Below are 23,679 nucleotides of genomic sequence, written 5' to 3'. Positions count from 1 at the left end.
AGCGGGAGAGGGAGCGCGCCGCGATTCGCGGTAAGCGCGGTGACCACGCACACGTGCCAAATCATCGCACCTTGGTCACCGTCATACGCGTGACAAACACGCAGCGGCATTTTCCGGCGCACCCTGTCCGGAGAACCCGATGCCCCGCAAGCCTGCGCCGAAGACTGCCAAGACGTCTCCCAAGAAATCAGTCAAAAAAGCCGTCAAGAAAGCCGCGAAGCCGGCCGAGACGTCCGCCGAATTGGCCCAGCAGCTATCGATGCGGCAGCGGATCGAGGCCGAGATGCTCGACGGCTTCGACGAAGAGCTCGAACTCGAGATCGACGACGATCGGCTCGATGCCCTGACCAACGAATTCGCCGGCCACTCGCCGGCCGACACCGTCGATCGCCGGGTGTATTTCAAGGAACTGTTCCGGCTGCAGGGCGAGCTGGTGAAGCTGCAGAGCTGGGTGCAGCATCAGGGCCTCAAGGTCGTGGTGATCTTCGAGGGCCGCGACTCCGCCGGCAAGGGCGGCGTCATCAAGCGCATCACCCAGCGGCTCAATCCGCGGATCTGCCGGGTCGCGGCGCTGCCGGCGCCGAGCGTGCGCGAGCGCAGCCAATGGTACTTCCAGCGCTACGTGTCGCATCTGCCGGCCGCGGGCGAGATCGTGCTGTTCGATCGGAGCTGGTACAACCGCGCCGGCGTCGAGCGGGTGATGGGGTTCTGCACCGAGGCCGAGGTCGAAGAGTTCTTTCGCTCGGTGCCGGAGTTCGAACGGATGCTGGTGCGTTCGGGCATCGTGCTGATCAAATACTGGTTCTCGATCACGGACGACGAGCAGCAGCTGCGCTTCAAGATGCGCATCAACGATCCCCTCAAGCAGTGGAAGCTGAGCCCGATGGACGTGCAGTCGCGGGCGCGCTGGGAGCACTACACCAAGGCCAAGGAAGAGATGCTGGAGCGCACCAGCATCGCCGAAGCGCCTTGGCACGTCGTCCAGGCTGTCGACAAGAAGAAGGCGCGGCTCAACTGCATCGCGCACCTGCTCGATCAAATTCCCTACGAGGAAGTGCCCTACAGCCCGGTGGTGCTGCCGCCGCGGATCCACCACCCCGACTATCACCGCACGCCGATCCCGGCGGAGATGTACGTGCCGGAAAGGTATTGAGCTTTCTGTCGTCATTCCGAGGCGCAGCGGCGAGCCCGGAATCCATACTCACTGCGTGGACGGTGAGGCGCGACCCGAGATGCGCAGAGTTCTGCCGCGAGTCCAAGGAGTATGGTTTCCGGACTTGCGCGCGGCGCGCGCAAGTCCGGAATGACCCCGGAGAAGATCTTTATCAGATCGAGATTCCGGGTTCGCTCACTTTGTGAGCGCCCCGGAATGACGGTGGAAAGGTTGTTAGTTCGCGGTCCAGAACGCCGGCTTGGCGGGCTCCAGCCGGCCGCCGACGCGGACGGGGGCGATCTTCACCGCGAGGCCGGTCGAATCGTCGGTTTCCACCGCGACCCCGCTCAGGGTGGCGTCGCCGTTGGCCGGTTCGAACCGGCCCTGCGGGATGCCGGTGAGAAAGCGATGCACCGGCTCGTCCTTGTGCATGCCGATCACCGAATCGTAGTCGCCGGTCATGCCAGCGTCGGTCATGTAGCCGGTGCCGTTCGGCAGGATCTGATGATCGGCAGTCGGGACGTGCGTATGGGTGCCGACCACGAGGCTGACGCGGCCGTCGCAGAAATGGCCCATGCCCTGCTTCTCGCTCGACGCCTCGCCATGGAAATCGAGCACGATGGCATCGGCGGCGTCGCGCAGCGGACAGGCTTCGAGCTCGCGCCCGATCGCCGCGAACGGATCGTTCAACGGCTCCATGAACACCCGGCCCATCGCATTGATCACCAGCACACGCGCGCCCTTGCGGGTCTCGATCAGCGCGGTACCGCGACCTGGGGTGTGCCGCGGAAAATTGATCGGGCGGACCAGACGCGGCGCGCGCTCGATGAACACCAGCGCCTCCTTCTGATTCCAGGCGTGGTTGCCGAGCGTCACCGCGTCGGCGCCGGCGTCGATGAAGTCGTTGTAGATCGCCTCGGTGATGCCGAAACCGCCGGCGGCATTCTCACCATTGACGATGGTGCAATCGAGCTGCCAGTCGCGGATCAGACCCGGCAGATGGTCGGCGATTGCGGTGCGGCCGGACTTTCCGACCACGTCGCCGATGAACAAAATGCGCAAAACTATCGACTCCGGAAGGTGAGCGGACCTTGCTCCGTTAACACATAATCGAGCACCACGTCGTGGGCGTCGGCCGGCACGGCGGGGATTTGCTGCATCGCGAAAGCAAGGCCGATCGCCACAACCGCCCCCCGCGCCCGCAGATAGTCCAGCGTGCAATCGTAGTGTCCGGCGCCATATCCGATGCGATGGCCGCTCCGATCGAACGCGGCGAGCGGCACCAGAACGATGTCGGGCGTCACGTCCGGTGCGTCCGGCGACGGTTCGCGAATGCCGAGCGCGCTACGCTGCAAAGCATCGCCGTCGCGCCAGGCGCGGAACGTGAGCGGCGTACCCTGCCGCGTCACCACCGGCAGCGCCAGCCGCGCCCCGCGGGCGGCGAGCGCCCCCATCAACGGAAACGGATCGAGCTCGCCGCGAATCGGCGCATAGCCGGCGACCACCGCGCCGTCCGGCAGCGGCACCGGCAGCCCGCGCGCGGCAACCGCCGCTGCGGCGGCGCGGCGGTCGTCCTCGCTGAGAGCGGAACGGCGCGCCAAAGCCGCCGCGCGCAGCGCGGTCTTGGCATCGCTGGAGGCGGCGGGAAGCTCGGACATCGGCGGGTTATAGGCGGCCGGGAGGCGCGGATGAAGCTCGGACGACCGTCAGTCCAGCGACCAGCCGGACGGAAAGGTGAAAGTGCGAGGCCGCGGAGACCGTTGAAGCACTCGATCCCGGAGTTCCCTACGAAAGTAGGTGGGCACCATATGACCGGGTCCACGGACCCGGCCAGGGACAGTTCCCGAAAGGATCGATAAGGCCCCGGGGATATATGGCTCCTGACGCATCCCGCAGCTTCGCCTCGCCAATGTAGCGATCATACCGCCGGTTCGCCAGCCCGCGGCGGCGGAATTCGCCGCGGCGACGAACCACCTGACGTGGACAACCGTTTCGGCTATCAAGAACTGTCCCACGATCGCCATCAAATCCGGCGACTGCTGTCGGACGTTCAACCCGGATCGCCATGGCCTCGAAGTCCAGCACCATCATCGCCCGCCGAGCCCGCACCAGGGCCGAAGCCGATTTCGCGACCTGGCTGATGATGGCCAAACTCGGCAGCTTCGATACCCTGCCGGAGAATGCCCAGAAGGTGCTGAACGGCTATCGCGAACGGCTCGACCGGATGACCGAGATCGAATCCAAAGCGATTGCGGTACGCGAGACCTATCAGGCTTACTACAGCGACATGGGCGGCACCGGCGAGGCCCCGGAGCCCGAGCCGCGCACCCCGCCGCCGGCCGACCACGGCGACGCGGCGGTCGACAACGTGGTCCGGTTCAAGAAGCCGCAAAAGCCGAAGGTGACCCGGACCGCCGATCGCGGCGCCCGCCCGGCTCCGACGAGCGCTCCCCGCCGCCAGTTGCCGGCCTGGCTGATCTTCATAGCGCTGTGCGCGATCGTGGTGGCTTGGAAATTTCTGACCAAGTGAAGTTTCTGACCAAGTGAGAACTCGTCCGCTCACCGCAGCGGCCGACGCGGCGGTCGCACCGTAACGATTCGCGGACGGCGGCCGAACAGGCCACCGATCCGGCGCAGCACTTGCGCGGCAAATGTCGCGACCACCAACACCAAGACGACGAGTATCAGCAAGCGCGCGGCGATTTGGAACCAAGTGAGGCTATCAACCGTCATCTGCGGGACCCTCTGCTGAGCAGGACAAGGGCGGCCACGCCGTATCGTTCCGGGCAGAATCATCATTGCCGGATAGCAACGACAAGTCGAGTTAGGAGGATTGCGGTGAACGACGAGACCAAGCGAGAGCCTGATACCAAAGCCAAGGCAGCACCAAAGCGGGCCAAGAAGCAGATGCCGCTGGTCGACAATCTGATCGACCTGATGGTCGACGGCGCGGTCGAGATCACCAAGGTCGCAGCCAAGCGGGCGGTGCGCCGGCTGGTGGCCGGCCCGGTCAAGGCCACGGTGACGAAAGCCGCCGCGCGCGCCGGCCTCACCGAATTCACCAAGCCGCTGGCGAAGCCGGCGCCGAGCAGCCGCAAGGCCGCGAAGGCTGGTGTTGCGTCGGGGGCAAAGAAGGCCGCGACCAAGTCGCCGGCCAGCAAGGCCAAGGCTTCAAAGGCCAAAACTTCGAAACCAACGACTTCAAAGGCGAAGGCTTCCAAAGCAAAGACTTCAAAAGCCAAGGCCGCAAAGACCAAAGCTCCGAAGTCAAAGACGTCGACGAAAAAGACAGCAAAGGCGCAGACCACAAAGTCCGCGGCGACGACATCAAAAGCCAAGACCGCGAAGACGGCAAAAACGAAATAACGCTGAGGGGCGGGCGCTGCCAGCTCAGCGTCATTGCGAGCGAAGCAAAGCAATCCAGCGTCTCGCACCGCGCTGGATTGCTCCGCCGCTGATACTACATGCCGCGTTCGATCGGCTGTTCGACAGCGCCGCCGGCCTCGGCCCAGTCTTTGAAGGCGCCGAGGTTGAACACTTTTTCGTAGCCGAGATCCTTCAGCACCTTGCCGGCCAGCGCCGAGCGGCCGCCGGAGGCGCAGTACACGATCACAGGGCGATCCTTGGCGAGGTGCTTGTCGTGGAACGGTGAATCCGGATCGGCGCGGAATTCCAGCATGCCGCGCGAGATGTTGACGGCACCGGCGACCTTGCCGGTGTTGCCGACCTCCGGCGCGTCGCGGACGTCGACCACCAGCGCGCCCTGCTCGATCAGCTGGCGCGCGTCGTCGACGCTCACCCGCGGCACCGCGGCGTTGGCGGCTTCCATCATCTGCTTCAACGTTGTCATCGCAATCTCCTGTGGTGAAGGGCTCAGCGGATCAGCCAGCGCGGCGTCGATGCCGCATAGTCGATCCAGGCGTTGCCGAAACGAATCGCCAAATGCCGCTCCTCGCGGCGGATCGCCAGTCGGTCGACGAGCACCGCCGTCAGCAACGCAAACGGAATGAACCAGCCGTTGCCGGCGGCCAGGCCGATTCCGATCAACAGCAGCGTGTTGGCGAGATAGATCGGGTTGCGGCTGTACCGGAACGGTCCCCCGGTCACCAGCCGATCGGCGGCGCGGTGCGGCAGGATGTTGGTGCGAGCGGCCCGCATCGTCAGGATCGCCCAGCCGTCGAGTGCGAAACCGAGCACCGCGATCAGATAGCCGATCCACACCACCGCGTCGTTGCGGGGCAGCGGCACCGGCAGCACCATGCCGAGTCCGATCGCGGCCAGCGCCGCGATCGCCAGCAGCATCGGCGGCCACGGCCATTTGTTCGGGCGGGCGCCCTCGTAACCTGTCATTGCAACTCGTCGTCGGACATTCGATCAACCGAATATATCGGTGGTCATGCCGATATACCAGCCGGCCGCCTCGCGCGCCTGCTTGGCGCGAAGCTGCGGGCTTTCGTCGAGCTGCGAGGTATAGGGATCGGACATCACGATCTTGCCGTCCTGCGGGGCGTAGCGTGCGCCGTTCTTGATCGCGTCGTCGGGCGCGATGTCGCTCCAGCAATGGTTGGTGAAGCGCACCGGCATCCGGCGGTCGCCGATCAGATCGGCGCGGATGATCATCGCGGCGATCTTGCCCTCGTTGTTGGCGGAGAAGCCGGACTTCGGAAACTCGCCGCCGGCCGAATCGCCGATCACATGGATCGACGGATCGATCAGCGACGCCATGGTGCCGGCATCGACCGGGCAGAACCCGCTCGAATCGGCAAGGCCGGCGTCGCGGGCGAGCCTCCCGGCGATCTGTGGCGGGATGACGTTGACCATCGCGGCCTTGTGGGTTTCGAAATCGGTGGTGACGGTCATCGCCTTGGGATCGACCGCCTTGATGCCGCCGTGGATGGTCGGGTCCTGCCACTCGATCATGCCGGGGTAGTGCCGCTCCCAGCCGTCGATGAAAAGCGTCTGCATCGCGAAGTGATCCTTGGCGTCGAGGATCACGATGCGGGCGTTCTTCACGCCGCGGCTCTTGAGGGCGTAAGCCATCATCGAGGCGCGCTCGTAGGGCGCGGGCGGGCAGCGATACGGATTGGGCGGCGCGATGATCACGATCAGCGCGCTGTCGCCGAGCGCATCGAGCTGACGCTTCAAGAGTTCGAACTGCGCGCCGCCGCGATAGCCGTGCGGCATCCGGTCGGCAGCCGCTTCGGAATAGCCCGGGACCGCGTCCCAGCGAAAATCGATGCCCGGCGACAGAGCCAGCCGGTCGTAGCCGAGCCGCGCGCCGCCGGCGGTGCGAACTTCTCTTTTGTCGCGATCGATCGCCGATACCTGATCGAACACCAAGCCGACGCCGTGGCCGGCGACGCCCTCATAGCCAAAGGTCAGGCTCTCGAACGGCTTCAGCCCGCCGAGATACAGGTTCGATGTGAATGGCGTCACGTAGTGGCGATTGGCCTCGACCAGCGTCACCTCGATCGCATCATTGCCGTGACGCAGATATTTCGCCGCCGTGGCGCCACCGGCGCCGCCGCCGACCACCACCACGCGCGGTTTGGCCTTGGCGATCGCCGGGCAGGCGAACAGCGCAGTCGCCGCCGCGGCGGTGCGGATCACGCCGCGGCGGCTGATCAGATTCGGCTTGGACACTCAGTCGCTCCGCTCGTTCGGGCGCGGGCCGACGCGCACGGGGCGCCGGCCCGCAATGACGTCAGGAGAAGACGTTGGCAGTGATGCCGGCATACCATCCCATGTTTTCTTCCGAGGTCTGCAGCCGGAGCCCGGAATCCTCGCCGGTCTTCGACACGAACCCTTCGATCTCCGCGATCTTGCCGTCCTTCGGCTCGTAGCGACCACCGACCTTCACCGTATCGTCCTGCGCCAGCACCGACCAGCAGGTGTTGGCATAACGCGCCGGGAAGGTGCGCGATCCGGTCAGTTCGCCGCGCACCGCATTGGCCACAACCTTGGCCTGGCTGTTGGCGGCGAATGCCGATTTCGGCATCGCGCCGGCGATCGCGGCGTCGCCGAGCACGTAGATGTTGGGATCGATCGCCGACTTCATGTTGGCGGCGTCGATCGGGCAATAGCCGGTTTCGTTCACGAGGCCGGCCTCGCGAGCGATCTTGCCCGCCATCTGCGCCGGGATGACGTTGACCATATCGGCCTTGATGGTCTCGAAATCGGTGGTGACGGTCATCGCCTTGGGATCGACACCCTTGATGCCGCCGTGCATCTTCGGATCCATCCACTCGACCATGCCGGGATAGTGCTTCTGCCAGCCCTCCTGGAACAGCGCCATCTTGGAGAACTTCTCCTTCGGATCGAGCACGATGATCTTGGACTTGGTGTGGCCCTTGGCCTTCAGCACCTTGGCCATCACAGAGACGCGCTCGTAAGGGCCCGGCGGGCAGCGATATGGATTCGGCGGCGCCACCATCACGATGGTCGCGCCGTCCTGCAGCGCGTCGAGCTGCTGCTTGACCAGCTTGGTCTGTGCACCCGGCTTCCAGCCGTGCGGCATGATCTCGGCGGCGGCTTCCGAATAGCCGGGCACCGAGTCGAACTTGATGTCGATGCCGGGCGCCATCACCAGCCGGTCGTAGGGCACGGACGAGCCGTCGGCGAGCTTGACCTCTTTCTTGTCACGATCGATCGCCGCGGCGAACTGGCGGACGTGCTTCACGCCGTAGCCGCCGAGCTTGTAGCCGTGACTGATCGAGTCGAACGAACGCATGTCGCCGAGATACAGGTTGGAGTGAAAGCAGGTGATGAAGGTCTCGAGCGGCTCGATCATGGTCACTTCGACCGCGCCTTGCGAATCCCGCGCGACGTATTTGGCCACGGTAGCGCCGCCGGGACCGCCGCCGATCACCACCACGCGCGGCTTGGCCTGCGCACGCCCCACACCCGGCATCGCGACCGCACCGGTCGCGAAAAGCAAGCCAGCCGAAAACTGGCGTCGATTGATTGTCATATCGTCCCCTCCAATTCTGCTCTGATCGATTACCGGGCGTCTCCACTCCGGTCCGCGGTGCGCTCGATTTGTTGTTTTTCGATGCTGCCGAAGTAGCTCGCGAGCGCGGCGATCTCTTCGTCATTGAACTTGGCGGCGATCGCCCGCATCACCGGATTGTCGCGAACCTTGTCGCGATATTCGGTGAGCGCGGCGACCAGCTCGTTCTCTTCGCGGCCCACGATCGACGGGATGCCGTCGAACCGTCCGCTGATCTGATGGCAGGTGACGCATTCGCTCGACAGATACTCGCCGAGCTCGCGATCGCCGCCGGCAAGCGCCGGCGCAGCGATCGCGCAAGCGAGCAATATCGTCGCCGCGGTCCGCACGGGGCGCCATGCGGCGATGATCTGCGCCGCCGAAAACAGGGCGCAATGCGGACGGTCGAAATATCGGCCGGGCACGGCCATCGTCATCCTCCCGAGACAAAGACAGTCGTATTGGGCGTGCCGGCTTAGTTGCCGGTCTGTTTCGCCGAAAGAGCCGGCTCGATCGCCGGAACCGCGTCCACCTGAACGTCCGCTTTCGCGTCCAGCAGCGTATGCGTCGCCAGCGCGCCGAGCCACATCGACGCCAGTGCCAGCCAGGCCGTCACTGCGAAGATCGCGCCGCCGGTGACACCAGCGCCGACCGCGCAGCCGCCCGCCAGCATGCCGCCGAACCCCATCAGGAACGCACCCGATGCGTAGCGCCCCATGCTGAGACCGTCATGAAATCCCTGCAGCTTCCAATCGCGGCCGATCAGCGCAGCGAGCAGCGAGCCGGCGAACACGCCCGGCACCAGCCCGATATCGAAGCCGAGCGGCACCGAGGGCGAGTTGATCAGCCCCATCAGCGTGTCGGCCGACGGCCCGGTGAAGCTGACGCTCTTGATCTGGGTCGGCTCGAACGAATGCTGCGCCAGAATGTAGGTGACCAGCCAGCCGGCGGTGACCGCGAGACCGACGCCGATCGCAGCGACCCCGGTGACGATGCCGATCCGGTTCCGCCAACCGAGCCACAGCGCCCACGCCAACACCGCAAGGCCGAAGCCGGCGCCGATCACCGGGCCGGCGTGCATGACACTGAGCAGATTGCGCGACGCACCGCCCGGCAGCGTCCACAGCGAGGTGAGAAATTCGCGCGCCGGCGACAGCACCCCGCGCAGCGACGCTTGCGCCACGATGGTCAGGATCAGCCCGGTGACCAGCGCGCGCAAGTTCCCGGTGCCGGACAACACCAACAGGCGGCTGGCGCAGCCGCGCGACAAGATCATGCCGGCGCCGAACATCAGCCCGCCGATGACCGCGCCCGACAGGCTGCCGGTGGCGGCGAGCTGGCGTGCTTCGGAGACGTCGAGCACGCCGGAGGTGATCGCGACCTGCGTCGCGGCGACTGCGGCGGAGAACGTCAGCAACCACACCGCCAGCCGGGGACCGAACGAGCTTTCGGAGAACTCGATCACCGCCGAGCGCAGGCAGAATTTGCTGCGTTCGGCAGCAGCGCCGAACACCAGCCCCACCAGCAGACCGCCCGCGGTCAGCAGCGTGGTTTCGCCGAAGCGCTCGATGAGAAGGTCGAGATCCAAAGCAGGCGTTCCTCGTCTATGCTGCACGCATCGAACTGCAACGCGGCGTCGACTCGTCTTCGATCTTCCAATTGCGGCAGCGGAACGACAGATTGTCCTCCGCAGGCGCCGATCGACATTGATCTGGCGCAACCTAACTAATTAAGAATCACTTCGCTCGTGCAATTACTTGGCGCGCCGCAACGGAGTCGCGGCGCGCCCCGTCGCATCAATCCACTTTCGGGCCGGCCTTTTCGTCCGGCGTGACATCCACGGCGATCGCGCGCCCCGTCACCTTCGGCGCCGGACCACAGTCCTTCATGCACGGATTCCTGTTCCAGAACGCTTTCTCGGCGGTCTCGCGATCGTCTTCGTAAAAGCCGTCGGCGTTGGGCATCTTCACCTTGGCGAGATTGTCCTGGTTCAGCTCGAAATCCTGATCCTTGATGACGTCGTTCATGTTGAGCAGATACGCCGTCAAGGCATAGATCTCGTCGTTGCTCAGCGAGCGCGCGTTGCCGAACGGCATCGCGTGGCGGACGTAGTCGTACACCGTGGTGGCGTCCGGCCAGTACGAGCCAATCGTCTTGTCGGGCCGGTCGGCCTTCAGCGTGCCCTGGCCGCCGGACAGCACCGGATAGCGGCCGACACCTTCGCCGAACTCGCCGTGGCAGGTCGAGCATTTTTCCTGAAACAGCGCATCGCCTTCCTTGGCGGTGCCGTGGCCGGGCGGCAGCCCCTGTCCGTCGGGACGCACGTCGATATCCCAGGCGGCGATTTCTTCCGACAGCGCCGGACGGCCGAGACCGAGCTGGGCCGGCGCTTGCGGCCACGCCGGCACAGCGGCTTGGGCTTCCTTGACGGCGACGTTCGCGCTCGCCTTGGAGACCTTGTGACCGGCCTTGTGCTCGGCAGTCGCCTGCGCCAGCGGCAACGCCAGCACCGCGACCGCAGCGAGCCCGGCGAGAGCCTTAAGCGATTTCGACATTTTCAGTCACTCCGTCGGGATGCACGAGCCAGGTCTGGATGCCGTTGTTGTGGTAGACCGAGTTGACGCCGCGAATCTTGCGCAGCGCGGCCTTGGTCGGCTGCACGTAGCCGGTCTCGTCGATCGCGCGCGATTGCAGCATCAGCTCTTCGCCGTTCCAGTCGAAATCGACGTAGAACCGCACGATCGATTTGTTCAGCACCGGGCCGTCGATCCGCGCTTCGTACCAGTTGCGGCCGCCGTCCATCGACACGTCGACGCGCTTCACGGTGCCACGGCCGGACCAGGCGATACCGGTGAGTACGTTGCGCCCCTTGAACTTCAGCGGCGCCTGCGGCGACGGCGAGGTGATCACGCTCTTGGCGTCCATCACGAAGGTATGCTTGCGCGCACGACCGTCCGGCATCAGGTCGGTGTACTTCGAGGTTTCTTCGCGGGTCTGCCACGGCATGTCGCCGACCTCGATGCGGCGCAGCCACTTCACCCACAGATTGCCCTGCCAGCCGGGGATCACCGCGCGCAGCGGGTAGCCGTTCTCCGGGCGCAGCGCTTCGCCGTTCATCGCATAGGCGATCATCACGTCGTCGAGCGCCTTTTCGAGCGGCAGCGACCGGTCCATCCCGGCGCTGTCGGCGCCTTCGAGCAGCAGCCATTTGGCGCTCGGCTTCACGCCGGCCTGCTCGAGCAGCGTCTTCAACGTGACGCCGGTGTACATCACGTTGTGGATCATGCCGTGGGTGAACTGACAGCCGTTGAGCTGCGCGCCGCGCCACTCCATGCCGGAATTCGCCGCGCATTCCAGGAAGTAGATCTTGTTGACCCGCGGCATCCGCTTGAGGTCGTCCATGGTGAACACCAAGGGCTTGTCGACCAGGCCGTGGATCATCAGCCGGTGCATCGCCGGATCGATCTCCGCGACACCGCCATGGTGGCGCTCGAAGCACACGCCGGACGGGGTGATGATGCCGTCGAGCGCGTGCAGCGGCGTGAAGTTCACCGAGGATTCCGGCGACGCGGTGAGCCACGACACATCGCGGCGGATCACGTCCTTCTCGAACTTCGACGGCACGCCGTAGGGCCGCTTGTCGACGCCGTCGCCGAGATACCGATTCCAATCCTGGATCTCGGTGATCGCCGGATCGGGCTTGGCCGCCTCGCCGGCCTTGGCCGCGAGCGACGGCAGCATTGCTCCGGCGCCGGCGAAACCGGCCGCGCTCAGCCCGGCCGCGCCGAGAAATCGGCGGCGGTTGAGGACGTCGGATGTGGGCTTCTGACTCATGCCGCTAGCCTCTTTCTCATTGCGATACGTGAATGTGTGGGGCGCGCCGATGCGCGGCTCCGGCGCGCCTCACGCGCCGGAGACCTTCACCGCGCTGTTGGGCTCGATCTTCACCGGGCCGGCGCCGGCGACGTGCTTCTCCAGCACCTCCCAGATCGGCGGACCTTCGGTGCCCTGGTTGACGCTGGCCCAGCCGGACACCGTGTACTTCTTCGACGCCTCGATCGGCTTACCGGTCGCCAGATGCGTCATGTCGGAGATCCGCGAACCGATCTCCTTGGAAACGTCGATCGCGTAGCCCATGCCGCCGGTGCGCACCATGTCGCCGCCGCCCTGATAGTAGGGATCGGGATGGAAGATGTTGTCCGCGATATCCTCGAGCACGTTCTTGAGCTGCTCGCCGGTCATCTCGGTGCGGTAGCAGTTAGGATAGGTGATCGCGGTGGCGTTGGTGATCGCCTCCCAGGTGATGGCGTCCTCCGGCAGCAGTGTGCCGCCCCAGCGGAATCCGGGCGACAGCGCGATCTCGGTGTCGCGCTGCTTCAGCATCGCGTCGCAGATCAGATCGTCGAAGGTGCCGTTGAAATTGCCGCGGCGATACAGCAGCGAGTCGGTCTTGCCGACGACGCGTGCGAGATCCTTGGCGTAAGGCGCGCGCAGCTTCTCGACCAGCTTGGCCATCTCCGGATCCGGCGCGATCGCATCCGCAAACACCGGCATCAGCTTGAAGCGGAAGTCGGCGACCTTGCCGCCCTCGACCTTGATGTCGAGCCGCGACACGAATTTGCCGTGCGAGCCCGACGCCACCAGCACGGTATCGCCGACCTTGATCACGCCCGGCATGGCGTCGTGGGTGTGGCCGGTGAGGATGACGTCGATGCCCTTGACCCGGCCGGCGAGCTTGCGGTCGACGTCGAAGCCGTTGTGCGACAGCAGCACCACGATCGCGGCGCCGTCGGCGCGCGCTTCCTCGACCTGCTTCTGGATGTCCTCCTCGCGGATGCCGAACTCCCAGTTCGGGAACATCCAGCGCGGATTGGCGACCGCGGTGCGCGGCAACGCCTGACCGATCACCGCGATCTTCACGCCGCCGCGCTCGAACGTCTTGCGCGCCTCGAACACCGGCTCCTGCCATTCGACATCGCGGACGTTCTGCGCCAGGAACGCGAACGGCGCCTTCTCGGCGATTTCCTTGACGCGGTCGGCACCATAGGTGAATTCCCAATGGCCGGTCATCGCGTCGATCTTGAGCCCGGCGAGCGCGTCGATCATGTCCTGGCCGTTGCTCTTCAGCGAGCTCCAGCTTCCCTGCAGCGCATCGCCGCCGTCGAGCAGCAGCACCTTGTCGGCGCCGCGCTCGGCGCGGATCGCGTTGACCAGGGTGGCGATCCGATCGAAGCCGCCCATCTTGCCATAGTTGCGGGCGAGCGCGGTGAAGTCGTCGGCGGTCAGCGCGAACGCGTCCGGCGAGCCGGTGGCGATGTGAAAGTAGTTGCGGAATTCTGCGTCGGTGAGATGCGGCGGCTTACCCTTGACCTCGCCGACGCCGAGATTGACCGAGGGCTCGCGGAAATGCAGCGGCACGAGCTGGGCATGGGTGTCGGTGATGTGCAGCAGCGTCACCGTGCCGAGCGGATCGAATTTCAGGATGTCGGCTTGCGTCAGCCGCTGCTGCGCCGCGACCTGTCCGATCGGCCCCAGGCCGCCGGCGATCGTCAGCGCCGATGCGGCGGCCGTCGCCTGCAGGAATTCCCGCCTCGAGATCATCGTTCCATCCCTTGCTACGCGCCGCGTTGGGCACCGCCACCGTCGCCGGCAGCCTTTCGATCAGGTCACAGGTCCGCAGTCCGGGAGCCGCAAAGGCTCCCGGTGATGCGACGATTACTGCGAAGTCGGTCCGGCCGTCGCGATCAGGCGACGGTCAGCTTGTGCTTGGATTCGTAGACCGAACCGTCATCGTCCTTCCACAGGAAGGCAAACTCGCCGCTCTCCGAGGCCTTGTAGAAGAACGACTGGTACGGGTTGGCGGAGATCGCCGGATTCCACTCGGCCTCGAACACGGTCTTGCCGTTGAACTGGGCCGTGAAGGTGTTGATGATCTTGCGCGGCACGATCTTGCCGGAGGAATCCTTGCGCTGACCGGATTCCATTTCGTGCGAGATCAGCGTCTTGATTTCGAGCAGCTCGCCCGGCTTGGCCTGGGTCGGAACGCGGACGCGCGGGGTCGGTTTGACGGACATTGGAATTTCCTCGCCTTCGATTATTGCCGTTGCCGGATTAGCCGCCGCAGCCGCCGATGGTGACCTTCACGCTCGACTTGGTCGAGTACAACTTGCCGTCCGACATCTCCGCGATGCAGATGATGTTCTGAGTCTGCGCCAGACGCATCCGGGTCGAGGCCGACGCCTTGCCGCAAGCCGGTGTGAACTTGTAGCTGACGATGCCCGGCGCCGGGTTGCCGTCGGCGAACACATGCACCGCCTTGACGTAGTCGGCCTCGGTCATCGGGCTCTCGACGTCGACGGTGATCGGCACTACCAGACCGTTCTCGGCGATCTCCGGCACGTCGAGTTTGACCTTGCCGCTGTCGAACTTCTTGTCACCGTAGAGCTTCTTGATCTCCGCATCGACCATCGCCGCGTCGGCGAAGGACATCCGCGGCGCCAGCAGCGCAGCGAGGCCGGCGATGCCCGCCAGCGCCAGAGCCTCGCGGCGGCTCGTTTTGGTCTTCATCAACACCATTGGGCATCCTCCTTCAGGGAGTCTTTCGCATCCCTTGCCATACTAACGCTTGACGATTGCAAGCGCGATCGGTCATGATCCGCAAACATCATTATATTGTTTTTCTTGAATGTAAAGATGCCAGGCCGTAAGCCGAGGTGTCATCGGCCGCAACTCACAAGACGGTCGCCGGAGGAGGGAGGACCCATGAGACGCATCGCCGCTATCTCGGCGGTGATCGCTATCGTGTTCTGCACGATGCCGATCGTCGCCAAGGCGCAGGACGCCAGCGAGAAGGAAATCGAGCGCTATCGCGAGATGATTTCCGACCCGATGTCGAACCCCGGATTCCTCGCCGTCGATCGCGGCGAACAACTCTGGGCGGAGAAGCGGGGCACCAAGAATGTCTCGCTGGAGAGCTGCGATCTCGGCCTCGGCGCCGGCAAGCTGGAAGGCGCGTTCGCTCAACTGCCGCGCTACTTCAAGGACGCCGACAAGGTGATGGACCTCGAGCAGCGCCTACTGTGGTGCATGCAAAACATCCAGGGCCTCGACACCAAGGACATCGTCGCGCGCCGCTTCTCCGGCCCCGGCAAGACCTCGGACATGGAAGATCTGGTGGCGTACATCGCCAACAAGTCCAGCGGCATGAAGATCGAGCCACAACTCAGCCATCCCAAGGAGCAGGAGATGGCGGCGGTCGGCGAGGAGCTGTTTCACCGCCGCGGCGGAGTGATGGATTTCTCGTGCTCGACCTGCCACGGCGCCGAAGGCAAGCGCATCCGTCTGCAGGCGCTGCCCTACCTCGCCGGCCCCGGCAAGGACGCACAAGTGACGATGGCGAGCTGGCCGACCTACCGCGTGTCGCAGAGCGCGCTGCGGACCTTCCAGCACCGAATCTGGGACTGCTATCGCCAGCAGCGCTGGCCGGCGCCGGAATACGGCTCCGAAGGCATCACCGCCCTGACGTTGTATCTCAACAAAATCGCGGCGGGCGGCGAACTCGCCGTGCCGTCGATCAAGCGCTGAGGGGAGGACGAAGCATGACGAGGATGAAAGTCTCGATGCTGGCGCTCGCGCTCGGCGCGTTGGCCGGCGGTTCGATCGCGGCTCATGCGGCCGACAAGGCGGTCCCGCAGAAATCCGACGCGATGAGCAAGGCCGCGACGCAGACCGCCGACGCCGCCAAGCCTGCGCCGACCCATAAGGTTTCCACCGAAACCGTCGACGCCTACATCAAGGCGACGTTCGGCAAGGCGCCGGAAGACTGGCAGAAGCGGATCGTCCCCGACGAGACGATGCAGGCCTGCAACAAATATCGCAACGAGGTGCCGCACGACGTCGCCGAGGCGATCATGCAGCGCGAGATCAAGAAGGTGGTGTATCCGGCCGACGGCAAATTGCTCGGCGACTGGAAGGCCGGCGCCAAGATCGCCAACAACGGCCGCGGCGGACAGTTCTCCGACAAGCCGGAGACGGTGCACGGCGGCAATTGCTACGCCTGCCACCAGATGGCGAAGTCCGAAGTTTCGTTCGGCACACTGGGCCCGAGCCTCACCCACTACGGCAAGGATCGCAACTACACCGAAGCCGAGATCAAGCAGGCCTACACCAAGATCTACAATTCGCAGGCGGTGGTGCCGTGCTCGAACATGCCGCGGTTCGGCACCAACGGCTTCCTCAGCGAACAGCAGATCAAGGACGTGATGGCGTTCCTGTTCGATCCGGAATCCCCGGTGAACAAGGAATAACACCACCAAAGCCTGCGTCATTGAGAGCGAAGCGAAGCAATCCATGAGCTCCGTGCACTGCCCCCTGGATTGCTTCGTCGCTTCGCTCCTCGCAATGACGACAACTACGAAGCGGAGCAATTGAATGATTGATCGAATCGGTCTTGCCTTGGCCGCCATCGCTGTCTTGGCCGCTCCAGCCCGCGCCGACGACGCGCTGGTGACCACCAAATCGCTCAGCCCGGAGCTCGCGCTCGACGCCGCCAAGGCGGCGCTCGGCGAATGCCGCAAGCAGGGCTTCCAGGTCGCGGTGGCGGTGGTCGATCGCAGCGGCCTGCCGCAAGTGATGCTGCGCGACCGCTTCTCCGGCGCCCACACCCCGACCACCGCGGCCGGCAAGGCCTGGACCGCGGTGTCGTTCAAGACCGCGACCGGCGAACTCGCCGACATGACCAAGCCCGGCATGCCGCAGTCCGGCCTGCGCAACCTGCCCGGCGTCGTCGTGCTCGGCGGCGGACTGATCATCGAAGCCGCCGGCTCTCTTGTCGCTGGCATCGGCGTCTCAGGCGCCCCCGGCGGCGACGCCGACCAAGCCTGCGCCAAAGCCGGCATCGACGCGATCAAGGACAAACTGGACTTCTGACGCGCGAGTCATTCCAGGTGCGCGTCAGCGCGAACCCGGAATGACGAGGCCCTGCAATAACGATGGACAGACTCGTCGCACCGCCTTCACCGACAAAATCTCGTTCGTCATTCCGGGATGCGTCGCGTCAGCGGCGCAGGCCCGGAATCCATACTCACAGGTGATGGTTATGGATTCCGGGCTCGCGCTACGCGCGCCCCGGCATGACGTTGATAGTAAGGCGCTCCCTACACCGGCCGCTTCAGCCAGTCGGTGAACGGCATCGACTGATAGCCTTTGTCGCGAACGTATTTGAACATCGCCAGGAACTCCGGCGGCTCGAGCAGGCCGGGCATGCGGGCGACTTCGCGATCCTGCGGCTTCTTGGCGGCGAGGCCATCGGCGCTCTCGGGGAAGAACTGCAGCGACGGGGTGAAACGGATGCCGTAGGCCTGTGCGAACGCCTTTTCGCTCAGTTTGCTGCCGCCAAAATCGGTGACTTCGCGAGCGCCGATATGATTGAGATGCACGATCTCGAAATTGTCGCGGATGTAGCTCTCGATTACCGGATCGCGCATGTGCACCTCGTGCAGCTTGCGGCAGAATGGACAGCCCTTCAGCCCCCACAGGATCGCGAAGCGCTTGCCCTTGGCGGTGGCGCCGTCGAGGTCTTCCTTCAGATCGAGGAAACTCTGCAAGTACCAGTCGAGCTGATACAACCCGTCGTCGCCGAGCACCGGCTCCGCAGCGGCAGCCGGCAGGCTGCGCAGCGACAATGCGCCGATGCCCAGCGCGGCGATGGCGCCGCGGCGCGAGAACGAAGCCTTCGTCATCACCAGTCCTTCCTGTGGCCGGGCTCCGTCAGCCGATCTCGCCGAACGCGGGAAAGGTCTGCAGCAGCCATCCTGAAATCCGCGGCATCGCGCCGGTGAGAAACAGCACGCCGGTCAGCACCAGCGCACCGCCCATGACCTTCTCGACCGTCGCCATCTGCGTCCGCAGCCGCGCCATCAGCCGAATGAACGCGCCGGAAAACAACGACGCCAGCAGGAACGGCAGCCCGATCCCCAGCGAATAGGCGCCGAGTAGCACCGCGCCGTGCGCCGCCGAGCCCTCGACGCCTGCGACCAGCAGGATCGTCGCCAGTACCGGCCCGACGCACGGCGTCCAGCCGAACGCGAATGCCAGGCCGACCACGTAGGCGCCGAGAAAGCCGACGCCGCGGCTGACGTTGTGGAACCGGGCCTCGCGATACAATAGGCCGATCCGAAACAGCCCCAGGAAATGCAGCCCAAGCACGATGATGATGACCCCGGCCACGATCCCGAGCGCTTCGAAATGCTCGGTCACCGCCTTGCCGATCGCCGAGGCTGATGCCCCGAGCGCGACGAACACGGTGGAAAAGCCGAGCACGAAGGCGGCCGACGACGCCACCACGCGCCAGTCGATTGCCTTCGACGGCTGGTCAGCGCCGCGGGTCAGCTGGTCCAGGCTGACGCCGGCCAGAAAGCACAGATATGGCGGCACCAGCGGCAGCACGCAGGGCGACAGGAACGACAGCACCCCGGCCCCGAAGGCGCCGACCAGCGAGATATTCGAAACCACCGCGTTTCCGCCCCTGGAACATACATGCGAATTCGTCTATATGTATCACATCATGGGCCGGAAGATGCTGAAATCGACTCTCATCGGCGCGATTCTGTTGTGTGCGGCGCAGCTAACGGCTGCGGCGGCGCACGCGGCCGAGCTGGTGATGTTCGAACGCGACGGCTGCGTCTGGTGCGCGCGCTGGGACCGCGACGTCGGCCCGATCTATCCCAAGACCGTTGAGGCCAAGCTGCTGCCGCTGCGCCGCATCAACATCGACCACGCCAAGGACCCGGGCCTCGGCCTTGCAAGTCCGGTGCGGTTCACGCCGACCTTCGTGGTGATGGACCAGGGCCGCGAGATCGGCCGCATCACCGGCTACATCAACGATGACGCCTTCTGGGGCCTGCTCGGCGCGCTGGCCGCCAAGGTGACGCCGCCACCGCAGCGCGGCCACACCTGATATGCTGCATATGCTGCGAACGACATCTTGCAACGCCAACCGAAACGATAGCTGATCGCCATGACCTCGATCCTCGAACCCGATATCGAGACCGAACTCCGCGACGGCGCGGAATACTCGCCCGAGCTCGACATGCTGATGCGCCGGGCGCGCAAGGCCAGCAACTTCCTGAAAGCTGTGTCGCACGAGAACCGGCTGTTGCTGCTGTGCCTGCTCGCCGAACGCGAGCGCTCGGTCAGCGAATTGGAGAACATCCTGTCGCTGCGGCAGTCGGCGGTGTCGCAACAGCTCGCGCGGCTGCGCTACGACGGCATGGTCGACACAAGGCGGGACGGTAAGACTATTTACTACAGCCTCGCCAACGACGACGTCCGTCGCGTCATCTCGGTGATCTATGATATCTTCTGCTCGTCCGCGCGAGACGCCCAGAAGTAATCGGGCTCGCGCGCGACGCGACCAATAAGCGACGCAAGGGCGCATCGCACGCCTGCGCGCAACCGAGGGAACCCCATGCAGGACGCATCCGCCTGGATGCTCGCGCTCGCCGGCCTGTGCGTCGGCGTCACCGCTGGTTTCTTCGTGCGGCTGGCGCGGCTGTGCTCGTTCGGCGCCGTCGAAGACGCGCTGATGGGCGGCGATACCAGGCGCCTGCGCATCTTCGGTCTGGCGCTCGGCATCGCGCTGCTCGGCACCCAGGCGCTGGTGATCGCCGGCCAGCTCGACCCCGGCCAATCCAACTACACCGCGCCGGCGCTGCCGCTGGCCTCGATCGTGATCGGCAGCGTGCTGTTCGGCGTCGGCATGGCGTTCGTCGGCACCTGCGGGTTCGGCTCGCTGGTGCGGCTCGGCACCGGCGATCTGCGCAGCTTCGTGGTGATCCTGGTGCTCGGCGGCGCCGCCTATGCGACGCTGCGCGGGATGCTGTCCGGCTTTCGCATCACCGTGCTGGAGCGGTTCGCGCTGACGATGCCGGACAGCATCAACACCGATCTCGCGACCCTGGTCCAGCATCTCTCCGGAATGGACTTGCGCGCGGTGATCGCAGCGCTCGGCGGCGGCGCGCTGTGCCTGATCGCGCTCGGCGACAAACGGTTGCGGCGGACGCCGCGTCTCCTGGCTGCCGGAGTCGCACTCGGCGTGCTGACCGTGGTCGGCTGGCTCGCGACCACGAAACTGGCAGATCCGTTCGCCGGTCCGGTCCATCCGCAGAGCCTGACCTTCGTCTCCACCATCGGCAAAGCGGTGTATGCGGGGCTGCTCAACGTCGCCAATTTCGCAGATTTCGGCGTCGGCACCGTATTCGGCGTGGTGCTCGGCTCGTTTCTGGCGGCGTGGCGCGCCGACGAACTACGCTGGGAGGCGTTCGACGACGATCACGAGATGCGCCGCCACGTCACCGGGGCTGCATTGATGGGATTCGGCGGCATTCTGACCGGCGGCTGCACCATCGGCCAAGGCATCACCGCGGGCTCGGTGATGGCGCTGTCGTGGCCGATCGCGATCCTCGGCATGATGCTGGGCGCGCGGATCGGCATCGCGGTGCTGGTCGACGGATCGCCGCGTGAGCTGATCCGTCGCCGGTTCGACGGCTGGCGCGAACTGCTGCGCAGCCGCCGCGAGGACGCGACGGTTACGGCCGCAAATACGCCCAGCCGTCGCCCTGCAGCTCGATCAGACGGACCGCACCCGACGGCACCTCGCTCGCTTGCGGAATGAGGCTGACGGCATGGCCCTCGTGCTTCTCCATGCCCTTCTTGGTGTTGTCGCAGGCGGCGAACTTGATGCTGGACGGAAACGCGGCGTCGCTGATCTGCTTGATGCGATCCTTCACCGGCGATGAATCGGCGCGCAGCATGTGCAGGCCGGGGCCGAAGGTGACGACTTCGACCTGAACGTCCTCGTTCTTGGCCTTGTAGTAGTCGATGATGTTGGCTGCGTTGTTGAGCGCAAGATTCATCACCGCAGGATCGTTCTGGTCGACCTGAATGGCGACCCGGTGCGGCTTGGCGTCGGCGGCCAAAGCAGGCGCCGCAGCGACCGTGAGCAGCACCGCCGCGGCGGCGACCTTGAACAGCGACTTCATCGTGATCCTCCCCGAATGTTGTTTGCCGCGCAAACTAACCACACCGGTCGCCGCTGTCATCAAAGGATCAGCGGGACCAAGTGATCACGTTGCCGTCAAGTCGAAAGGGAATCTCAGGTTCGTCATTCCGGGGCACGCGTGAAACGCGTGAACCCGGAATCCCGAGATAGCTCGAAGAGAGATTCCGGGTTCGCGAGCTGCGCTCGCGCCCCGGAATGACTCCGGTGTGAGGGACTCACCGCGTGGCGAGCGCCGCCACCGGGGCGAAGCGGCGGATCCCGTGCGCAGCGCCGCCGACGATGCCGGCGACCGCGATGAACGACGGCAGCGCCAGCGTCGACAGGCCGGTGAGCCCCTGCCCGACCGAGCAGCCATAGGCCATCGCGCCGCCCGAGCCCATCAGCGCGGCGCCGAGCGTCGAGCGCAGCATGTGCGGCGCCGAGGTGAATCCCTCCAGCGCGAAGCGGCCGGTCAGCAACGCAGTGGTGGCGCTGCCGACGAACACGCCGACCGCGAGCGCGACGCCGAAGCTCAGCGTCAGGCCGGTGGAGAACATCGCGTATTGCAGCGTATCGGCGAGCGGCGCGACGAAGCTCAGCGAGGTCGCCGGGATCGGGTTGAAGTCGTCGGCGCCGAAGTAACCGGTGGTGAGCCAGCCGGCGACGATCAGTAGGCCGATCACCACGCCGGCCGCGATCTGACCGCCGGCGCGGCGGAAGCTGCGATCGGAGAACGCGAACACCAGCAGCGCGCCGGCCGCGATCAGCACCGCGGCGATCTGCGCGAACGCTTCGCCGAGGCCCGCGGCGCCGAGCAGCGACGGCACCGAGACATGCGGCGGCGACACCTGGGTCCACTGCAGGAAGGCGAGCCGCGCCGGAGCGAACAGCCCCTTCAGCGTGATCTGCGCCGCCACCGCGATGATGCCGACCACCAGCAACGAGCGCAGATTGCCCTTGCCGAGCAGCACCAGTGCACGCGAGGCGCAGCCATTCGCCAGCACCATGCCGAGCCCGAACATCAGGCCGCCGAGGAAGATCAGCGGCGCCGAGAACGACGGCTGCAGATACAGCGACTTTCCGATGTCGACATAGCCGAGCCCGGCGATCAGTTGGGTGCCGGCGATCGCGACCGCCAGCGCCACCGCGTAGCTGCGCAGCTTGCGACCGTCGTCCTTGGTCCAGTAATCGCGCAGCCCGCTCATCAGGCAGAAGCCGCTGAGCAGGCCGGCGACGCCGAATGCGGCACCGATCGCAAAGCCTAGGACGATCACCAGTTCCGGCACCTGCATCGTTCGGTCCTCCAGCCGGCGCGCTCCAAGGTCGCGCCTGTTCCGGGGCTGGATGTACGCATCGCAGCAAAAGCGGTAAATACGTGAGGAAAATTAAGCAGGAAGTTGCAGCACCTGGGGATGGAGCAGAGTTTTCTCCTTTCTGCGCGGCGCAAGGGATGAAATTATTCTCCCGTCGATGGTGACGGTTCCGCAGCTTGTGCGTTGAGACCCGCCGCTCCGTTCCACCGGCAAGTTCCGTCCCGCTTCCACCACACCTATCGAGACTGCGATCCGCGCCATGACGCTCGACCAGATTCTGCTGTTCGCCCTGTTCGCCGCCATCCTGGCGATGCTGGTGTGGGGCCGGTTCCGCCACGATCTGGTCGCCGCGGCCGGATTGTTCGTTGCGGTGGCGCTTGGGCTGGTGCCGCAGGATGCGGCGTTCTCCGGCTTCTCCAATCCCGCGGTGGTGGTGGTCGCGCTGGTGCTGATCGCCTCGCGCGCATTCGAGAATTCCGGCGTGCTCGGCGTAGTGGCGCAATGGGCGGTCGACGATAAGCGGCCGATCGGCATCCACATCGCACTGGTCGGCGGTATCGCCGCGGCGCTGTCGGCGGTGATTAACAACGTCGCGGCGCTGGCGCTGCTGATGCCGATGGACATCCAGGCGGCGCGCAAAGCGGGCCGGCCGCCGGGCATGACGCTGATGGCGCTGTCGTTCGCCACCATCCTCGGCGGCATGACCACGCTGATCGGCACCCCGCCGAACATCATCGCGTCCTCTATCCGCGCCGAACAGCTCGGCCAGCCGTACCGGATGTTCGACTTCGCACCGGTCGGCATCGCGGTGGCGGTTGCCGGCGTCATTTTCGTCGCGCTGATCGGTTGGCGTCTGGTGCCACGCCGCGGCGACAGCGCCGCCGACCTCGCCTCGGAATCCTCGTTCGAGGCCGAACTCGAAGTCGGCAAGGAGTCGCCCGCGGTCGGCAAACTGGTCGCCGAGTTCGAGGACGATGCCGAAAACGCCGACGTGCTGATCACCGGCCTGATCCGCGACGGCGCGCTGCGGCGGAGCGGCGCCCGGCTCTACACCATCGAGCCGGACGACCTGCTGGTGGTGAGAGGCTCGGGCGACGCCATCGCCGCCTTCATCAAGGCGACCAATCTGCAGGAAGCACCGTCGGCCGAAGGCGAGGAGCACGAGGCGCCCGCGCGCAAGCGCAGC

At 65.5% G+C, this 23,679-nt stretch carries 27 protein-coding genes and 1 other RNA gene; 10 read left to right on the top strand and 18 right to left on the bottom strand.

Annotated elements, in window-relative coordinates:
• Positions 1 to 259: 259 nt before the first annotated feature.
• Positions 260 to 1,153, top strand: a complete 894-nt coding sequence (ppk2, locus tag M9H71_RS20465) for a polyphosphate kinase 2 (RefSeq protein WP_455406787.1) — start codon at positions 260 to 262, stop codon at positions 1,151 to 1,153.
• Between the two features lie 234 nt (positions 1,154 to 1,387).
• Here ppk2 and M9H71_RS20460 read toward each other — a convergent pair whose 3' ends face one another.
• The 3 genes from M9H71_RS20460 to ssrS form a co-directional block, all read right to left on the bottom strand.
• Entirely contained in the window at positions 1,388 to 2,215 is an 828-nt protein-coding gene (locus M9H71_RS20460; RefSeq protein WP_455406753.1) for a TIGR00282 family metallophosphoesterase, read from the bottom strand.
• 2 nt (positions 2,216 to 2,217) lie between these two features.
• Positions 2,218 to 2,811 (bottom strand): 5-formyltetrahydrofolate cyclo-ligase, encoded by a 594-nt coding sequence (locus tag M9H71_RS20455; protein WP_455406752.1) that lies wholly within the window; start codon positions 2,809 to 2,811, stop codon positions 2,218 to 2,220.
• 83 nt (positions 2,812 to 2,894) lie between these two features.
• Positions 2,895 to 3,055: non-coding RNA, 6S RNA (gene ssrS / locus M9H71_RS20450), on the bottom strand.
• Positions 3,056 to 3,218: 163 nt separating this feature from the next.
• Between ssrS and M9H71_RS20445 the strand changes: the two genes are divergently transcribed.
• Complete coding sequence (locus tag M9H71_RS20445; RefSeq protein WP_455406751.1) at positions 3,219 to 3,683, top strand: hypothetical protein; 465 nt, start codon at positions 3,219 to 3,221, stop codon at positions 3,681 to 3,683.
• Positions 3,684 to 3,991: 308 nt separating this feature from the next.
• Positions 3,992 to 4,519: a recombinase RecQ gene (locus M9H71_RS20440; protein WP_455406750.1), complete on the top strand. Its 528-nt coding sequence runs from the start codon at positions 3,992 to 3,994 to the stop codon at positions 4,517 to 4,519.
• A gap of 94 nt (positions 4,520 to 4,613) precedes the next feature.
• On the opposite strand, the gene M9H71_RS20435 is transcribed toward M9H71_RS20440, so the two are convergent.
• The 11 genes from M9H71_RS20435 to soxY form a co-directional block, all read right to left on the bottom strand.
• Positions 4,614 to 5,003: a rhodanese-like domain-containing protein gene (locus tag M9H71_RS20435; RefSeq protein WP_164604173.1), complete on the bottom strand. Its 390-nt coding sequence runs from the start codon at positions 5,001 to 5,003 to the stop codon at positions 4,614 to 4,616.
• Between the two features lie 23 nt (positions 5,004 to 5,026).
• On the bottom strand, positions 5,027 to 5,503 hold the full coding sequence (locus tag M9H71_RS20430; RefSeq protein WP_455406749.1) for a methyltransferase family protein: 477 nt from the start codon (positions 5,501 to 5,503) through the stop codon (positions 5,027 to 5,029).
• A gap of 24 nt (positions 5,504 to 5,527) precedes the next feature.
• Positions 5,528 to 6,796, bottom strand: coding sequence for an FCSD flavin-binding domain-containing protein (locus M9H71_RS20425; RefSeq protein WP_455406748.1), 1,269 nt, complete (start codon positions 6,794 to 6,796; stop codon positions 5,528 to 5,530).
• 61 nt (positions 6,797 to 6,857) lie between these two features.
• Positions 6,858 to 8,123, bottom strand: a complete 1,266-nt coding sequence (locus M9H71_RS20420; protein WP_455406747.1) for an FCSD flavin-binding domain-containing protein — start codon at positions 8,121 to 8,123, stop codon at positions 6,858 to 6,860.
• Positions 8,124 to 8,152: 29 nt separating this feature from the next.
• Entirely contained in the window at positions 8,153 to 8,572 is a 420-nt protein-coding gene (locus tag M9H71_RS20415; protein WP_455406746.1) for a c-type cytochrome, read from the bottom strand.
• Positions 8,573 to 8,616: 44 nt separating this feature from the next.
• Positions 8,617 to 9,729 (bottom strand): YeeE/YedE family protein, encoded by a 1,113-nt coding sequence (locus M9H71_RS20410; RefSeq protein ID WP_455406745.1) that lies wholly within the window; start codon positions 9,727 to 9,729, stop codon positions 8,617 to 8,619.
• Between the two features lie 208 nt (positions 9,730 to 9,937).
• On the bottom strand, positions 9,938 to 10,696 hold the full coding sequence (locus M9H71_RS20405) for a c-type cytochrome (protein WP_455406744.1): 759 nt from the start codon (positions 10,694 to 10,696) through the stop codon (positions 9,938 to 9,940).
• Positions 10,680 to 11,975 carry a sulfite dehydrogenase gene (soxC, locus tag M9H71_RS20400; RefSeq protein ID WP_455406743.1) on the bottom strand — a complete coding sequence of 432 codons (1,296 nt, stop codon included), beginning with the start codon at positions 11,973 to 11,975 and terminating at the stop codon, positions 10,680 to 10,682. The genes M9H71_RS20405 and soxC overlap by 17 nt, the downstream gene beginning before the upstream one ends.
• 69 nt (positions 11,976 to 12,044) lie before the next feature.
• A complete protein-coding gene (soxB, locus tag M9H71_RS20395; protein WP_455406742.1) occupies positions 12,045 to 13,742 on the bottom strand; it encodes a thiosulfohydrolase SoxB in 1,698 nt (565 codons plus the stop codon).
• Between the two features lie 143 nt (positions 13,743 to 13,885).
• Complete coding sequence (soxZ, locus tag M9H71_RS20390; RefSeq protein ID WP_455406741.1) at positions 13,886 to 14,215, bottom strand: thiosulfate oxidation carrier complex protein SoxZ; 330 nt, start codon at positions 14,213 to 14,215, stop codon at positions 13,886 to 13,888.
• A gap of 37 nt (positions 14,216 to 14,252) precedes the next feature.
• Positions 14,253 to 14,717: a thiosulfate oxidation carrier protein SoxY gene (gene soxY, locus M9H71_RS20385; RefSeq protein ID WP_455406740.1), complete on the bottom strand. Its 465-nt coding sequence runs from the start codon at positions 14,715 to 14,717 to the stop codon at positions 14,253 to 14,255.
• Positions 14,718 to 14,903: 186 nt separating this feature from the next.
• On the opposite strand from soxY, the gene soxA reads away from it, so the two are divergent.
• From soxA to M9H71_RS20370, 3 genes are all read left to right on the top strand, one after another.
• Positions 14,904 to 15,725: a sulfur oxidation c-type cytochrome SoxA gene (gene soxA, locus M9H71_RS20380; RefSeq protein ID WP_455406739.1), complete on the top strand. Its 822-nt coding sequence runs from the start codon at positions 14,904 to 14,906 to the stop codon at positions 15,723 to 15,725.
• Positions 15,726 to 15,739: 14 nt separating this feature from the next.
• Complete coding sequence (soxX, locus tag M9H71_RS20375; RefSeq protein ID WP_455406738.1) at positions 15,740 to 16,447, top strand: sulfur oxidation c-type cytochrome SoxX; 708 nt, start codon at positions 15,740 to 15,742, stop codon at positions 16,445 to 16,447.
• Positions 16,448 to 16,571: 124 nt separating this feature from the next.
• Positions 16,572 to 17,069 carry a GlcG/HbpS family heme-binding protein gene (locus M9H71_RS20370; protein ID WP_455406737.1) on the top strand — a complete coding sequence of 166 codons (498 nt, stop codon included), beginning with the start codon at positions 16,572 to 16,574 and terminating at the stop codon, positions 17,067 to 17,069.
• Between the two features lie 227 nt (positions 17,070 to 17,296).
• Here M9H71_RS20370 and M9H71_RS20365 read toward each other — a convergent pair whose 3' ends face one another.
• Positions 17,297 to 17,881 carry a SoxW family protein gene (locus tag M9H71_RS20365; RefSeq protein ID WP_455406736.1) on the bottom strand — a complete coding sequence of 195 codons (585 nt, stop codon included), beginning with the start codon at positions 17,879 to 17,881 and terminating at the stop codon, positions 17,297 to 17,299.
• Between the two features lie 28 nt (positions 17,882 to 17,909).
• Entirely contained in the window at positions 17,910 to 18,653 is a 744-nt protein-coding gene (locus M9H71_RS20360; protein WP_455406735.1) for a cytochrome c biogenesis CcdA family protein, read from the bottom strand.
• A gap of 40 nt (positions 18,654 to 18,693) precedes the next feature.
• Here M9H71_RS20360 and M9H71_RS20355 point away from each other — a divergent pair, with 40 nt between their 5' ends.
• From M9H71_RS20355 to M9H71_RS20345, 3 genes are all read left to right on the top strand, one after another.
• Positions 18,694 to 19,098, top strand: coding sequence for a thioredoxin fold domain-containing protein (locus tag M9H71_RS20355; protein ID WP_455406734.1), 405 nt, complete (start codon positions 18,694 to 18,696; stop codon positions 19,096 to 19,098).
• Between the two features lie 60 nt (positions 19,099 to 19,158).
• Positions 19,159 to 19,533 (top strand): ArsR/SmtB family transcription factor, encoded by a 375-nt coding sequence (locus M9H71_RS20350; RefSeq protein WP_164604204.1) that lies wholly within the window; start codon positions 19,159 to 19,161, stop codon positions 19,531 to 19,533.
• Between the two features lie 75 nt (positions 19,534 to 19,608).
• A complete protein-coding gene (locus M9H71_RS20345; protein ID WP_455406733.1) occupies positions 19,609 to 20,814 on the top strand; it encodes a YeeE/YedE family protein in 1,206 nt (401 codons plus the stop codon).
• Here the strand turns inward: M9H71_RS20345 and M9H71_RS20340 are convergent.
• Both M9H71_RS20340 and M9H71_RS20335 read right to left on the bottom strand, forming a co-directional pair.
• Entirely contained in the window at positions 20,729 to 21,181 is a 453-nt protein-coding gene (locus tag M9H71_RS20340) for a DsrE family protein (RefSeq protein WP_455406732.1), read from the bottom strand. The two genes, M9H71_RS20345 and M9H71_RS20340, sit on opposite strands and share 86 nt — an antisense overlap.
• Before the next feature lie 235 nt (positions 21,182 to 21,416).
• Complete coding sequence (locus tag M9H71_RS20335; RefSeq protein ID WP_455406731.1) at positions 21,417 to 22,472, bottom strand: YeeE/YedE family protein; 1,056 nt, start codon at positions 22,470 to 22,472, stop codon at positions 21,417 to 21,419.
• A 280-nt stretch (positions 22,473 to 22,752) separates the two neighbouring features.
• Between M9H71_RS20335 and M9H71_RS20330 the strand changes: the two genes are divergently transcribed.
• A partial coding sequence (locus M9H71_RS20330; RefSeq protein ID WP_455406730.1) for an SLC13 family permease occupies positions 22,753 to 23,679 on the top strand: 927 nt, incomplete at its 3' end.

The sequence above is a fragment of the Rhodopseudomonas parapalustris genome, from assembly GCF_053772255.1.
The sequence above is the reverse complement of the archived record's forward strand: the minus strand, read 5'-3'. Positions and strand labels throughout refer to the sequence as shown.